The organism is Bifidobacterium simiiventris, assembly GCF_019331715.1.
In the GTDB taxonomy this organism is placed as follows: Bacteria; Actinomycetota; Actinomycetes; order Actinomycetales; family Bifidobacteriaceae; genus Bifidobacterium; species Bifidobacterium simiiventris.
The window spans coordinates 31,067-45,281 of sequence record NZ_JAHBBG010000005.1 but is presented as its reverse complement, the minus strand read 5'-3'; the positions used below and the strand labels follow the sequence as shown (position 1 = coordinate 45,281).

Below are 14,215 nucleotides of genomic sequence, written 5' to 3'. Positions count from 1 at the left end.
CGCCCGGCCGCGCGACGCGGTCCGACGAGGTCTTCGGACATACAGGATGCAAGGAAAGGAGAGGACGATGCTTCGGTATCTGGGAAAGCGGCTGCTGTCGGCGATTCCCGTCCTGATCGTGGTGGGCGTCGTGGCGTTCATGCTCTCTCATATGAGCGGCGGTGACCCGGCGCGCGTGATCGCCGGCAACGACGCGACCGACGCGCAGGTCGAGGCGATCCGCCAGCAGATGGGACTGAACCAGTCGGTCCCCGAACAGCTGTGGTCGTGGTTCACGAACCTGCTGCACGGCGATCTCGGCTATTCATACGTGCTGGGGGAGGGCGTGACCCCGACGATCCTGTCGCACGTGTTCCCCACGCTGTCGGTGGCGGTGCTCGGCGAATTGATCTCGCTGATCGTCGCGATCCCGCTCGGCGTGCTCGCCTCCGACAAGCACGGGCGCGCGGCCGACCGCGCGGTGCTGGCGTTCGCCACGCTCACGACCTCGCTGCCCAGCTTCCTCGCCGGTCTGCTGCTCATGATCGTGTTCGTGCTCAACATGAAACTGCTGCCGGCCAGCGGATTCGTCTACCCGGCCGACGACATCGGCGGCTACTTCTCACACCTGATCCTGCCGGCGCTGTCGGTGGCCACGCTGCAGATCGCGATCATCATCCGCATGACCCGCTCCTCGATGATCGACTCGCTGGGCAGCGACTACATCCGCACCGCCGAGGCGAAGGGCCTCACCCGCGCCCGCCAGCTGTGGGTGCACGCGTTCAAGAACTCGTCGATCTCGATCCTCACGATCGTCGGCCAGTCGTTCGGCGAACTGATCGCCGGCGCGATCGTGGTGGAGACCGTGTTCAACGTGCCGGGCATCGGCCAGCTGGTGTCCAACTCGATCCTGCGCCGCGACTACCAGATGGTGCAGGGCATCCTGATCTTCGTGGCGCTGGTGTTCATCGTCGTCAATCTCATCACCGACGTGCTCTACGCGGTCATCGACCCGAGAATCCGAGAAAGGTCGTTCTGATCATGTCAACCGCAGCTCGTGCAACTTCTCTTCCGGCAGACGCCCCCGCGGACGTGGCGGCCGACGGCAACGGCCCGCGATGGCTCAAGGCGCTGCTCGCCTCGCCCACCACGCTGGCCGGCGGCATACTGCTCGCCGTCATCGCGCTCGCCTGCTTCCTCATGCCGTGGCTGGGCCACATGGACGCCTACGCCACCAACACCTCCGCCATGCTGGCCGCGCCCGGCGCCGCAGGGCATCCGATGGGCACCGACAACGTCGGCCGTGACCTGTTCGCCCGCGTGCTGCTCGGCGGCAAGGCGTCGCTGACGGTGGGCTTCAGCGCCGCGCTGATCGCCGGCATCGTCGGCCTGGTCGTCGGCCTGTATTCGGCCTACTACCCGCGGCTCGGCTATGTGCTCATGCGCATCTGCGACGGTCTGATGGCGTTCCCGGCGATCCTGTTCGGCATCGTGTTCGTCGGCTCGTTCGGCCAGACCACCCGCAGCGTGGTGCTCGCCCTGTCCATCGTGTTCATCCCGATGGTCGCCCGCGTGGTCCGCTCCGCGACACTGGCCAACATGAATGAGAACTACGTGCAGGTGCTCGTCAACCTGGGTGCGGGCGGCAACCGCATCCTGTGGCGCAACATCGCGCTCAACGTCATCGGCGAATGGATCGTGGAGGTCACGTTCGTGTTCGCCGACGCGATCCTGGTGGAGGCGGCCATGAGCTTCATCGGCGCCGGCATCCCGCAGCCGCAGCCCAGCTGGGGCAACATGCTCTACGACAGCCGCACCTACATCTATTCGGCGTGGTGGCTGACCGTGTTCCCCGGCGTGGCGCTCGCCCTGACCGTGTTCGTCATCAACATGTTCGGCGACGGTCTGCGTGAAGTACTCGACCCGAAGAAGAGGAGGTAGCCATGAGCCAGGTCAACGATCCATCCGAACCCCTCGAGACGCAGGATGCCCAGGCGCAGCCGCTGCTGAGCGTGGACGGGCTGACGGTCAGCTTCAGGGCGGGCCTCAGGGACTGGACCACCGTGGTCAAAGGCATCGACTACACGGTCGGCCGCGGCGAGGTGCTCGGCATCGTGGGCGAATCGGGATGCGGCAAAAGCGTCAGCTCCTTCTCCATCCTGCGCCTGCACAACGAGCGCACCACGAAATACGGCGGCTCCATCCGCTTCGACGGCCGCAACGTGTTCGACATGTCGAAGCATGATCTGCTCGACCTGCGCGGCGGCGACATCGGCTTCATCTTCCAGAACCCGATGTCCAGCCTCAATCCGCTGATGACCGTGGGCAGCCAGCTGCGCGAAACCGTCAGGGCGCACCGCAAGGGCCTGTCCAAGGACGAGATCGAGCAGCGCTGCCTGTCGGCGCTGCGCAAGGCGGGCGCCGACACCCCGGAGGAATGGATGGGCAAATACCCGTACCAGTTCTCGGGAGGGCAACTGCAGCGCGTGGTCATCGGCATGGCGCTGATCAACGAACCGAAGCTGCTGATCGCCGACGAGCCGACCACCGCGCTCGACGTGACCATCCAGATGCAGCTGCTCAAGGTGCTGCGTCATCTGCGCGACGAGCTCGGCATGAGCATCATCCTGATTTCGCACGACATGGGCGTGGTGGCGCAGACCTGCGACCGCGTGGCTGTGATGTACCGCGGGCGGATCGTGGAGACCGCGCCGGCGGCACGGCTGTTCGCCGATCCCCGGCACCCGTACACCAAGGCGCTGCTGGCGGCCACGCCGCCGTTGGACGGCCCCGAACCCAAGCGGCTCAAGACCGTGGCCGATTCGATGGCCGAGATCGAAGCCGCCTACCGCGAGCAGGAACAGGAACACGAGGAGGCGTGACATGGCAATGCAACACCAGCCGATCCTGCAGGTGAACAACCTGTGCAAGGACTACGTCACCCGAGGATTCTCCCACAACGCGGCGGCCATCTTCCATGCGCTCAGGAACGTCTCGTTCGAGGTCGACCACCGGCAGACCTACGCGTTGGTGGGCGAATCCGGCAGCGGCAAAAGCACCACCGCCAAGATCATCAGTGCGCTCGAGAAACCCACATCCGGCACCGTGGTGTTCGACGGCGACAACTACACCGACGATTCGCCGCGTCAGCTGCGCCGCGACATCCGCGGCAACATCCAGATGGTGTTCCAGGACCCGTTCTCCTCGCTCAACCCGCGCAAATCCATAGCCGGGGCGTTACTCGAGGCGATGGAGATCCAGAACGTCGGGAACTCGAAGCGCGAACGGCTCGATGCGGCCGAATCCATGCTCGAACGCGTCGGACTCGGCTCGTGGGCGCTGAACCGCTACCCGTACCAGTTCTCGGGCGGCCAGTTGCAGCGCATCAACATCGCCCGCGCGCTGGTCGTCGAGCCGAAACTGCTGATCCTCGACGAATCGGTGTCCGCGCTCGACGTGTCCGTCCAGGCGCAGGTGCTCAACCTGCTGCAGGATCTCAAGGAGGAATTCGCCCTGAGCTACCTGTTCATCACCCACGATCTGAGCGTGGTGCGCTTCATCGCCGACCGCGTCGGCGTGCTGCGCAAGGGCGAGCTCGTGGAGGAGGGAACGGTCGGCGAGGTGTTCGCCAACCCGCGCACCGACTACACACGCAACCTGCTCGACAGCATCCCGCTGCCGGACCCGAGCCGGCACCAGCTGGCCGGATAGCCGCCAATCCAAACGTCACAAACCCATCCATCACCAATCACAGACTGTCCCAACCGGTTTCAATGAAAGAGAGGAAATCATGAACAGGCTAGGCAAGAAGATGGTCGCCCTCGCGGCGGCCGCGGCAACGATCGTTTCCCTGGCCGCGTGCGGCAGCGGCGGCTCGTCGTCGGGCACCCCCACGGACGGCGGCACGGTGCACATCGCGCTCAACGCGACCGTCACCAGCCTCGACCCGATGATCACCGGCGCATACGTGGCGCGCGACACCATGCGCAACATCTACGAGACGCTGGTCACGCTGAAGAAGGACGGCAGCGTCGCGCCGCTGCTCGCCAAGAGCTACGAGGTGAGCAAGGACTACAAGACGTTCACGTTCAAGCTGCGCACCGGCGTCAAGTTCCACAACGGCCAGACCATGAAGGCCGAGGACGTGGTGGCCTCGATGCAGCGCTGGATCAAGCTCTCGCAGATCGGCAGCACGTTCTTCACCGGCTCCACCGTCAGCTCGCCCGACGCCGACACCGTGGTCATCACCTCGCCCAAGCCGGTGTCCACCGGCCTGTACCTGATGGCGGATACCGCGCGCATCGCCGCCATCATGCCCAAGTCGGTCATCGACAAGGCCACCGACACCGGCGTGAGCGAATACGTGGGCACCGGCCCGTTCAAGTACTCGTCGTGGAAGAAGGACACGAACATCGTGCTCGAGAAGTTCGCCGACTACCAGTCCCCGGACGGCGACTCGGACGGATATGCGGGCGAGCGCGAGGCGCACGCCGACAAGCTCGAGTTCGACTTCGTGACCGACGGCACGACCCGCATGACCGGCGCGCTGTCGGGCCAGTACGAGATCGGCTACTCGCTCGCCGATTCGCAGTACGCGCAGGTCAAGGCCAGCCAGGACGTGACGATGGAAACCGACGAAATGCTTGAGACGATCCTGTTCAACAAGAAGCAGGGCGCGTTCAAGGACAACCAGAAGCTGCGCCAGGCCATCCTCGCCGCGCTCGACCTCGGCAAGATCGCCAAGGCCGGCCACCAGAACGCCGACCTGTACAAGAACGACGGCGCGCTGATGCCCGAAGGCAACCCGCTGCGCTCCGAATCCAGCCTCGACAAGTACAACCACCAGGATCTCGACAAGGCCAAGGAGCTCATCAAGGAGGCCGGATACGACGGCTCCACGCTCAAGTTCCTGTCCACCAAGGACTACCCGTACATCTACGACGAGAGCGTCGAGATCCAGAACGAGCTCAAGGCCGTCGGCATCAAGACCGACCTGCAGGTGCTCGACTGGGCGACCGTATTGCAGAAGATGTTCCAGCCCGACGCATGGGACATGATCATCTCCAACTACTCCTACTCCGCGAACCCGATCTGCTACTCGTTCTTCCAGGCGTCCGGCGCGGGCTGGAACACCGACCCGAAGTTCGCCGAGATCACCGACAAGATTAACTCGGCCACCTCCGAGGCCGACCAGAAGGCCGGCTACGACGAGCTGCAGGACTGGTTCTACGACTACGTGCCGAACATCATCATCAGCAAGTATCAGCAGATCAGCGCCGTCTCCAAGAAGGTCACCAGCTACGGCGACGGCATGCAGGGGCCCGTCTACTACAACATCGAGCTCAAGCAGTGAACGCGGCGGCGGGCCGTCCGCCCGGATTCGGTCCGGGCGGCCCGCCCGTCTCGCGCAGACGCGCGGGAACGCAATGGCAACGCAACGAAAGCAGGGGATTGCAATGGGAGCCGACAGCGACAAACGCGACGTGAACGTCATCGAACTGTCCGTCGAAGACATGGCCGAGATGATGGAACGAGGGGAGACCACCTCCACCGAATTGACGGTGGCCTATCTCAACCGTCTGTTCTACTACGACGTCAACGGCATACGGCTCAACTCCACGCCGATCATCGCCCCGGACGTACTCAGGGAGGCGATGGCCCGCGACGAGGAACGGGCCGAGGGACGGGCGCGCGGCCCCCTGCACGGCATCCCGTACAGCGTCAAGGACAGCTACATGGCCAAAGGCATGACGATGGCCGCCGGCTCCCCGGCGTTCGCGCACGTCGTCGCCGGTGAGGACAGCTTCTCCGTGGGCGCGATGCGCAAGGCGGGCGCCGTGCTGGTCGGACGCACCAACATGCCGCCGATGGCCGCCGGAGGCGTGCAGCGCGGCGTCTACGGGCGCGCCGAAAACCCGTACAACGGCGACTATCTGGCCGCGGCATGGTACTCCGGGTCGTCCAACGGCTCCGCGGTGTCGACCGCCGCCAGCTTCGCGGCCTTCGGACTGGGCGAGGAGACAGTTTCCTCCGGGCGCTCGCCGGCCGCCAACAACGGCCTGGTGGCCTACACCCCCTCGCGCGGCGTGATCTCGCTGCGCGGCAACTGGGTGCTGCACGCCACCAAGGACGAAGTGGTGCCCCACACCCGCACGGTGCGCGACCTGCTGGCCCTGCTGCCGACCCTGACCGCGGACGATCCGGACACCCGAGGCGATCTGTGGCGCAGCCAGAAGCACGTGCGGCTCGAAGCCGCCGAACGCCTGCACGACAAAGGATTCGGCGGCATCGACAACATGGACGCGCTCGTCGGACTGCGCATCGGCGTGGTCGGCGCCTACGCTGGGCGCATCGGCGACGCGTTGCCCGCCGTGTACACCCGGCCGAGCGTCAACGCGCTGCTGCTGCGCGCGATCGGCGATTTCAAGGCGCTCGGCGCACACGTGCGCTGGACGACGTTCCCGTTGCGCGACGCCTACGACATCGCGCCGCGCACCTTGAAGACGTTCGCCGACGAAGGACTGATCCCGCATGACTGGATGGATCACGAATGGCTGCAGCTCAACGCCGCGGCGCTCGAGGAATTCATCCGCGGGTTCGACATCGACGGAATCGACAGCCTGCTCGACGTCGATCCCAACGACATCTTCCCCAACCCGTTCGATTCGATGGCCCGCCGCACCGGCTGGCAGTACGGTTTCTACCAGCAGGCCGCACAGTACATGCGCGACGGCAGGCTGCTGCCGTTGGACAAGACGCCTGAACTGGCCGCCGGCCTCGCCGGCCTCGAGGCGATCCGCAAACGGCATCTCGAACAGTGGATGCGCGCCGGAGGGCTCGACGTGCTGGTCTTCCCCACGAACAGCAACATTGCCCATGCGGACGCCGACGTGGACGAAGTACACAACACGGAAGCCTGGCAGGACGGCACGTGGTTCTCGAACGGCAACCGCATGATCCGCCATCTGGGCATCCCCACGGTCAGCGTGACGATGGGCGTGATGGACGACACCGGCGTGCCGGCCGGATTGACGTTCATGGGGCCGGCCGGCAGCGACCGTCTGCTGCTCGCATGCGCGCTCGAATACGAGCAGGCGAGCCGCAGACGCGTCGCGCCGCGGCGCACCCCGCCCATCGAATCGCTCGGCCGCATCGCGTTCGACCAGGACTCCTCGGCGCCGGCCGGCCGCACCTTCGCCGCACGCCTCGACGCCGGCATCCGCGACGGGCTTCTGCGTTACACGGTCACTGCCGCCGATCCCGACGATCGCGTGGCCTGCCGCATCTTCGTCAACGGCCTGATGATCGAGCAATGGGATGGCACGCAGGCCTGGGACGGTTCGATCTCGCTGGCCCGCGTGTTCGACGCCCGCAAGATCGCGGTCGTCGCGCTGTTCACCGGACGCGGCCGCACCGTCGGTGCGGATATCGCCGTATTCGACAACCCCGACCCGCATCCGGCCGGAACTTCGCTGATCTGAAAGGGAACCATCATGTTCACCATCGACACGATCTTCGAAAACGCGGACATCCATACGATGGATCCCGCTCATCCCCGAGCCCGCCGCATCGGCGTGTACGACGGTAAGATCGTCGCGCTCGACGACGATCTGGACGGCGTGCCGGCACGACATCATGTGGATCTGGGAGGCAGGTTCGTCTGCCCCGGCTTCAACGACGTGCACCTGCATTTTTCGCTGCTTGGCGCGAACCTTAATCAGGTCGACCTGCGCAAGCAGACCGCGTCCACGCTCGACGAGGTCTACCGGCGCATCGAGGAGGCCGCCGAACGCACGCCCGACGGCGAATGGGTCCTCGGATGGGGTTTCGACCAATTCTCGCTCGGCGCGTTCCCCGACATCGCCGTGCTCGACCGCATCTCGCACGGCCATCCGCTGCTGATCCTGCACCTGTCGAACCATGCGGCCGTCATCAACACCGAGGCCTTCCGCCGAGCTGGCTACGAGCATCCCGACGACATCGACCAGCCCGATCTGGTCATCAAGGAACACGGGCACGTCACCGGTCTGGTCAAAGACAAGATGTGCTTCATGTTCACCGGACTGGCGAACCGGGTGAGCGAGGCCACGCTGCTGCACCAGCTGGAACTCGCCGCGCGCTACACGCTCTCGCTCGGCATCACCAGTTTCACCGACGGCGGCACCGGCACCGACCGCAACTGGGAGGGCATCGGCCAGACCCCCGACGACATCGGCCTATTCCAGGAGGCCTACGACCGCGGGCTCATCCACCAGCGCGGCACGCTCATGCCGTACTTCTCAGCGCTGCACGACCTCGGCCAGCTGACCGGCGACCTCAAGCACGGCTTCGGACTCGACCTCGGCATCCGCACCGGATTCGAAGGCGGCCTGCTCGACATCGGACCGTTCAAGATCATCCTCGACGGCGCGTTCTCCAGCCTGTCCGCCTACCTCAACGAACCGTATCTGAACATGCCCGACAACAAGGGCGTCTTCAGCTGGGATCCGCAGGAGTTCGCCCGCCAGGTCGCCATTCTGCACCGCGAAGGCTGGCGCATGGCCATTCACGCGATCGGCGACCACGCCATCGATATCGCGCTCGACGCCATTGAACACGCCCAACAGCTGTATCCGAGGACGGACGTGCGCCACCGTCTCGAACACTGCGGCCTGTCCAGCGACGCCACGGTGGAACGCATCATCCGCGACGGCATCATCGTCAACCCGCAAGGCAGCTTCATGAAGAACAACGGCGACGCCTACGTGCGCCTGCTCGGCGAGGAACGCGCGCGTCGCGCCTACCGCATGGGTTCGTTCGTGCACCGCGGCGCGATCATCCCCGGCAGCACGGACGCGCCGTGCGCGCCGGTCTCGCCGATGATCTCCATCGAGGGCATGGTCACGCGCAAGACCGCCGGCGGATTCGTGCTCGGCGAGAGCGAGCGGCTCACCGTCGACGAGGCGCTGCGCGCCTACACCTACGGCAGTGCGTACGCGTCGAAGAAGGAGCAGGTGCTCGGCACGTTGAGCCCCCGTAAATACGCCGATTTCGTCGCGCTCGACGCCGACCCGCACACGGTCGACCCAGACTCGCTGCACGAGATCGGCGTCGCGGCGACGGTGATCGGCGGGCAGGTGCGCTATGAATCCGCCGGCCGCTGATCTCGCCTGCGAGACGGGAGACGAACGCGGCATGTCCGGCCGTCGTGCCGTTGCGTTCGTGCCCGGACGGCGCGACGCGCAACGCGGTGGCATCAAGGCGTATCTGATGTGGGGGCTGGCCATGGTCGGCTACCTGTTCGCCATGGCGTGCCGTTCGTCGATGTCGGCCACCGGCATCCAGGCGGCGCATCATTTCCACACCACTAGCACCGTGCTCTCGTCGTTCGTCTACCTGCAGTTGTTCGTATATGCGGTCATGCAGATACCCGCCGGACTGCTGCTCGACCGATACGGCCCGCGCCGTCTGATCTCGGCGGGATGCCTGCTCATGTCGGCCGGGCAGACCCTGCTGGCGTTCGCGCCCGCCGCGTGGATGGCGGTGATCGGCCGCGCGGTGGTCGGCAGCGGCGACGCGCTGATCTTCATCTCGGCGATCCGATTGGTCGCCGCATGGTTCCCGGTGCGCAGGCTGCCGCTGATGAACCAGCTGACAGGCCAGCTCGGCAGCTTCGGCCAGCTGCTATCGATCTACCCGTTCGTCTGGCTGATGAACCGGACCGGCTGGAGCGCGGCGTTCGCGGCCGCCGGCGGCATCGGCACGATGATCGCCGTGTGCGTGCTGCTGTTTCTGGCCGACCGTCCGGGGATGGCCCGTGACGACGGGCGTGCGGTCGCGCGGCATCCGGCCGGCATCTGGCCATCGATCGCCGTCGCGGCGCGCCAGCGAGGCACGATCTGCGGGTTCTGGGTGCATTTCACCAACGTGTTCTCCAACAGCATGATGAATTCGCTGTGGGGCGTGCCCTTCCTGCTGACCGTGGAACGGTACACGCGCCAGCAGGCCAGCGCCTATCTGGGAGCCGGCATCGTCATGTGCGCCGTATGGGCCGTGGTGTTCGGGCGCATTGCCGGAATCCATCCGATCCACGGCCGCGCGCTGATCGTCTATGGATCGTCCGGAGCGCAGATGATATTGTGGGCGGCCGTCTTGACGACCTCCGGTCCCCACCCGTTCTGGCTGACGGCCGCATTGCTCGCCGCCGTGTCCAGCGGTTGGCCGGCGGCCGGCGTCGCTTTCGACTATGTACGCGACTCCAACGAATCCGGCAACCTCGGACTGGCCACCGGCATTGCGAACATGGGCGGCTCCTTCTCCGCATCCATTGTCATGCTCGGCGTTGGCGTCCTGCTCGATATGCAGGGTGCATCCAGTCCCACGCTGTACACCGACCATGCCATGCGCGTCGCGCTGCTCGCCCAGTATCCGCTATGGATCGTCGGACTTGTCGGATTCACGCTGATGCTGCCGGCCACGCTCGCCGCGGTGCGCCGGCGATACGCCGACATCAGCGCCGGCCGCTGGCAGGCCTGATCCGCGCGCGTGAAACACCCGTGGCTAGGCATCCCTTCAGTCCACATTCCTCTTTCAGTTCACATTCCATCCAGCCAAGTTCAAGAAAGGCGGCAATCATGAAAGCCACTGTCTACCACGGCCACCACACGGTCAGCCTCGACGAGGTCCCCGATCCCGTCATCGAACATCCCACCGACGCAATCGTCGACATCGAATACGCCGGCGTATGCGGCTCCGACCTGTGGACATACCGCGATCAAGGGGCGGCCGCCCCGAACCGCATCGGACACGAGTTCGTCGGCACCGTACGCGAGGTCGGATCGGAGGTGCGTTCCGTCAAACCGGGCGACTGGGTGATCGTGCCGTTCCGCTACAGCGACGGCACCTGCCGGTTCTGCCGGCAAGGATTGGAAACCAGCTGCGTCAACGGCGGATTCTGGGGACGCGAGACCGCGGACGCCGGCCAAGGCCAGGCCGCGCGCGTGCCCTTCGCTGACGGCACGCTGGTCAAGGCGTACGCCGACGGCCATCGTCCCGACGAATCGCTAGCCGCCGGATTGCTCACGCTGACCGACGTGTTCACTACCGGATACCATGCGGCCGTCAGCGCCCACGTACAGCCCGGCGACGTGGTCGCAGTGATCGGCGACGGCGCGGTCGGACTGTGCGCCATGATGGCCACCAAACTGCTCGGCGCGGACTGCGTGATCAACGCCGGCAGCACGCACGCCGACCGCAACGAGCTCGCCCTGCGCTTCGGCGCGGACCAGATCGTCACCGAACGTGGCGACGACGCCGTGAACCACGTGCTATCGATCACCGGCGGCGACAAGCCCGACAAAGTGCTCGAATGCGTGGGATCGGCGCAGTCCTTCGCCACCGCCATCCATATGGTCGCCCCTGGCGGCACCGTCAGCTATGTTGGCCTGCCGCACGGCGTGAGCATCGACGTACGCGACCTGTTCTATTCCAACATCACCGTCACCGGTGGCATGTCGCCGGCCCACCACTACATCGCCGCAGTGCTGCCGGCCGTACTCGACGGCCGCATCGATCCCGGCCCGGTCTACACGAAACAGTACGCGCTCGCCGACATCGCACAGGCCTACGACGACATGGACAATCGCCGCACGATCAAACCGATGATCGTCGTGCGCTGAACCGATGGTTCGGCGCCGCTTGGACGAATGACCGAACGATACGAACACGGCAAGGAGGTCCGGCAATGCATGATTTCGAGGGATACCGTACGCTCGGGCAGCCGCACGAGACGATCGACGAACGCGAGGCCGAAGCCCTACTGTCCCGCGACTACGGGCTGGACGGCGTCCGGCTCGAGCGCATCGCCACCGAACGTGACGACACGTTCGCCGTGACGATGCCCGGCGGGCGTTCGCCGCGCTACCTGCTGAAGATCGAGCATCCGGCCGAGGGCTACGAGACCGTGCTCATGCGCGCCCGCGCGCTGCGCATGCTGGAACGGCGGGCGGCCAACGTGCCCGTGACCAGACTGGTGCCATGCGCGGACGGCGGCATGATCGCGAGATTCGACGCCGGCGGTCCCACCCGATGGGCCACGCTGACCACGTTCGTTACGGGACATATCGTGTCGTCGTCGCTAGGCCGTCCGTCGCATGCGTTGCTTGCCGACATCGGCGACCGGCTGGCTCGTATTCAGCGGGTGCTGGCCGACGAACGCGGATACGAGGACCGGCTCGGGCGCATCCTGTGGGACGTGCGGCTGCTGCCGGCGATCGCGCAGGACGTGCTGCCGATGGTCGACGACGCGGCAGCCCGCGAGCTGATCGAGCAGGCCGTGGCGACATACGAATCCGCATCCGGGCGCATCGACGCGCTGCCGCAGCAACTGTGCCACGGCGACTTCCACCCTGGCAACATCACGGTGCGAGACGACAGACCGGACGAGATCGCCGGCATCATCGACTTCGGCGACATGCACCTGATGCCGGCCGTGTGCGATCTGGGAACCGCATTGTGCTATCTGGCGGACGGCTCGCTCGCCGATCCGCTCGAACCATGCCGTGTCGCGCTGGCCGCATACCTGCGCGCGAACCCGGACTTCGACCACGGCCAGCTGCCGCTGCTCATGCCCGTCATGCAGGCGCGCGCCGCGCTCATCGTGCTGTTGCCGTTACTGGCCGAACGCCGCTCCGGGGTCTCGCCGGAACATTACCTGTTCCGACCGGAGTCCAGAATCGCCCGACTTCGGTTGCTGCAATCGTTGTCGGCCGGATCCCGGGACCCGTTCGTCGGCGTGTGAACGAACCGCCGCCGGCATGCGAACGCCGTGTTTCCAACCATTAATCAGTCGTATCAAGAGAGAGGACCATATCATGAGCAACATCGACGCGAGCGTCCCCGCCCCGGTGGCGGGACGCAAGGGACTCGCGAACGGATTCGATTTTTCCAAGGGCACGGCCGGGCTCTCCCCGGACACGGTGGCGCTGATCGAACGGCGCAAACGCACGCTCGGCACATTGGGCCCGCTGTTCTACAACCGTCCCATCCACGTGGTGCGCGGCAACGGTGCGCACCTGTTCGACGCCGATGGCGTGGACTATCTGGACTGCTACAACAACGTGGCCTGCGTCGGGCACGCCAACCCGCATGTGCGCGAGGCGGTGAGCGACCAGCTCGCCAAACAGGACACGCATTCGCGCTACCTGCAGGACGAGGTGCTCGACTACGCCGAACGCCTGCTCGGCCTGTTTCCGGAAGGGCTTGACCGGGTGAGCTTCACCAACTCCGGTTCGGAATCCAACGACCTCGCCCTGCGCATGGCCCGCGTCTACACCGGCCATCAGGGCGTGGTGGTGACCGCCAACGCGTACCACGGCATCACCTCACTGGTTTCTTCGGTGTCGCCGAGCTTCGGCACGGCCATACCACTGGCCCCGTTCCTCGCCACGGTCGAGGTGCATGACGTACTGACCGGCGGCATGCCGGCCGATAAGGCGCGCGCCGTGCTGCGCGAACGGTTCGCCGCCGCGTTCCGGTCGCTGCACGATGCCGGCTACGGCGTATCGGCTGTGCTGCTCGACCAGATCTTCTCGTCGGACGGCGTGCTGCCGGGGGCGCAAGGATGGGTCGCGGACATCGCCGACATGGCACACCGGGCCGGCGGTCTGCTCATCGCCGATGAGGTGCAGTCGGGATTCGCGCGCACCGGGGACGCGTTCTGGGGATTCCAGCGTCATCATGCGGACGCGGACCTGGTCACGATCGGCAAGCCGATGGGCAACGGCATCCCCACCGGTGCAGTCGTCTACAAGGCGGCGATCGGCGACGCGTTCGCGGCCTGCACCAGATATTTCAACACGTTCGGCGGCAACCCGGTCTCCATGCGGGCCGCCGAGGCGGTGCTCGACGAGATCGAATCGCGCGGATTGCTCAAGCAGGCCAAGACGGTCGGCGACTACATCTGCGACGGGTTCGCGTCGCTACTCGCAGGCCGGCCGAAACTGGGCGAGATCCGCCACGCCGGCATGTTCATCGGCATCGACATCCGCTCCGATGACGGTTCTCGGCCCGATCCGGCCGGCACGCAGACCATTGTCGACGCGCTGCGCGACCGCAATATCCTGATCTCGGCATCCGGCGCCGACGGCAGCGCGCTCAAGGTGCGCCCGCCGCTGGTCTTCACGACCGCCGACGCCGACCGTCTGCTCGACGCCGTCGGGGAACTGCGCGACCTCGGATTCTTCGACTAAGCCGTGCT

Annotated in this window: 11 protein-coding genes; all 11 read left to right on the top strand. The window is 65.9% G+C overall.

Going from position 1 to position 14,215, the window contains the following annotated elements; translation table 11 throughout:
• Positions 1 to 67: 67 nt before the first annotated feature.
• The 11 genes from KIH76_RS06665 (at position 68) to KIH76_RS06615 (ending at position 14,207) form a co-directional block, all read left to right on the top strand.
• Positions 68 to 1,018: an ABC transporter permease gene (locus tag KIH76_RS06665; RefSeq protein WP_214373682.1), complete on the top strand. Its 951-nt coding sequence runs from the start codon at positions 68 to 70 to the stop codon at positions 1,016 to 1,018.
• Between the two features lie 2 nt (positions 1,019 to 1,020).
• The gene (locus KIH76_RS06660) at positions 1,021 to 1,920 is read left to right on the top strand and encodes an ABC transporter permease (protein WP_214373681.1); all 900 of its coding nucleotides are present in this window, start codon (positions 1,021 to 1,023) and stop codon (positions 1,918 to 1,920) included.
• A 2-nt stretch (positions 1,921 to 1,922) separates the two neighbouring features.
• On the top strand, positions 1,923 to 2,861 hold the full coding sequence (locus KIH76_RS06655; RefSeq protein WP_214373680.1) for an ABC transporter ATP-binding protein: 939 nt from the start codon (positions 1,923 to 1,925) through the stop codon (positions 2,859 to 2,861).
• Position 2,862: 1 nt separating this feature from the next.
• Positions 2,863 to 3,690, top strand: a complete 828-nt coding sequence (locus KIH76_RS06650; protein ID WP_214373679.1) for an ATP-binding cassette domain-containing protein — start codon at positions 2,863 to 2,865, stop codon at positions 3,688 to 3,690.
• Between the two features lie 79 nt (positions 3,691 to 3,769).
• Complete coding sequence (locus KIH76_RS06645) at positions 3,770 to 5,332, top strand: ABC transporter substrate-binding protein (RefSeq protein ID WP_219069954.1); 1,563 nt, start codon at positions 3,770 to 3,772, stop codon at positions 5,330 to 5,332.
• A 73-nt stretch (positions 5,333 to 5,405) separates the two neighbouring features.
• Positions 5,406 to 7,460, top strand: coding sequence for an amidase (locus tag KIH76_RS06640; protein WP_219069952.1), 2,055 nt, complete (start codon positions 5,406 to 5,408; stop codon positions 7,458 to 7,460).
• 12 nt (positions 7,461 to 7,472) lie between these two features.
• Positions 7,473 to 9,122, top strand: coding sequence for an amidohydrolase (locus tag KIH76_RS06635; RefSeq protein WP_219069950.1), 1,650 nt, complete (start codon positions 7,473 to 7,475; stop codon positions 9,120 to 9,122).
• The gene (locus tag KIH76_RS06630; protein ID WP_219069947.1) at positions 9,103 to 10,494 is read left to right on the top strand and encodes an MFS transporter; all 1,392 of its coding nucleotides are present in this window, start codon (positions 9,103 to 9,105) and stop codon (positions 10,492 to 10,494) included. The genes KIH76_RS06635 and KIH76_RS06630 overlap by 20 nt, the downstream gene beginning before the upstream one ends.
• 98 nt (positions 10,495 to 10,592) lie before the next feature.
• Positions 10,593 to 11,636 (top strand): zinc-binding dehydrogenase, encoded by a 1,044-nt coding sequence (locus KIH76_RS06625; protein ID WP_219069945.1) that lies wholly within the window; start codon positions 10,593 to 10,595, stop codon positions 11,634 to 11,636.
• A gap of 65 nt (positions 11,637 to 11,701) precedes the next feature.
• Positions 11,702 to 12,757 (top strand): phosphotransferase enzyme family protein, encoded by a 1,056-nt coding sequence (locus KIH76_RS06620; RefSeq protein ID WP_219069943.1) that lies wholly within the window; start codon positions 11,702 to 11,704, stop codon positions 12,755 to 12,757.
• A gap of 73 nt (positions 12,758 to 12,830) precedes the next feature.
• Positions 12,831 to 14,207: an aspartate aminotransferase family protein gene (locus KIH76_RS06615; protein ID WP_219069941.1), complete on the top strand. Its 1,377-nt coding sequence runs from the start codon at positions 12,831 to 12,833 to the stop codon at positions 14,205 to 14,207.
• Positions 14,208 to 14,215 lie beyond the last annotated feature (8 nt).

Bases quoted from the DNA above. Each gene is read 5' to 3' on its own strand.
- KIH76_RS06655 (WP_214373680.1), top strand. From the start codon at position 1,923: ATGAGCCAGGTCAACGATCCATCCGAACCCCTCGAGACGCAGGATGCC.
- KIH76_RS06630 (WP_219069947.1), top strand. From the start codon at position 9,103: ATGAATCCGCCGGCCGCTGATCTCGCCTGCGAGACGGGAGACGAACGC.
- KIH76_RS06615 (WP_219069941.1), top strand. From the start codon at position 12,831: ATGAGCAACATCGACGCGAGCGTCCCCGCCCCGGTGGCGGGACGCAAG.
- KIH76_RS06665 (WP_214373682.1), top strand. From the start codon at position 68: ATGCTTCGGTATCTGGGAAAGCGGCTGCTGTCGGCGATTCCCGTCCTG.
- KIH76_RS06640 (WP_219069952.1), top strand. From the start codon at position 5,406: ATGGCAACGCAACGAAAGCAGGGGATTGCAATGGGAGCCGACAGCGAC.
- KIH76_RS06660 (WP_214373681.1), top strand. From the start codon at position 1,021: ATGTCAACCGCAGCTCGTGCAACTTCTCTTCCGGCAGACGCCCCCGCG.
- KIH76_RS06625 (WP_219069945.1), top strand. From the start codon at position 10,593: ATGAAAGCCACTGTCTACCACGGCCACCACACGGTCAGCCTCGACGAG.
- KIH76_RS06620 (WP_219069943.1), top strand. From the start codon at position 11,702: ATGCATGATTTCGAGGGATACCGTACGCTCGGGCAGCCGCACGAGACG.
- KIH76_RS06650 (WP_214373679.1), top strand. From the start codon at position 2,863: ATGGCAATGCAACACCAGCCGATCCTGCAGGTGAACAACCTGTGCAAG.
- KIH76_RS06645 (WP_219069954.1), top strand. From the start codon at position 3,770: ATGAACAGGCTAGGCAAGAAGATGGTCGCCCTCGCGGCGGCCGCGGCA.
- KIH76_RS06635 (WP_219069950.1), top strand. From the start codon at position 7,473: ATGTTCACCATCGACACGATCTTCGAAAACGCGGACATCCATACGATG.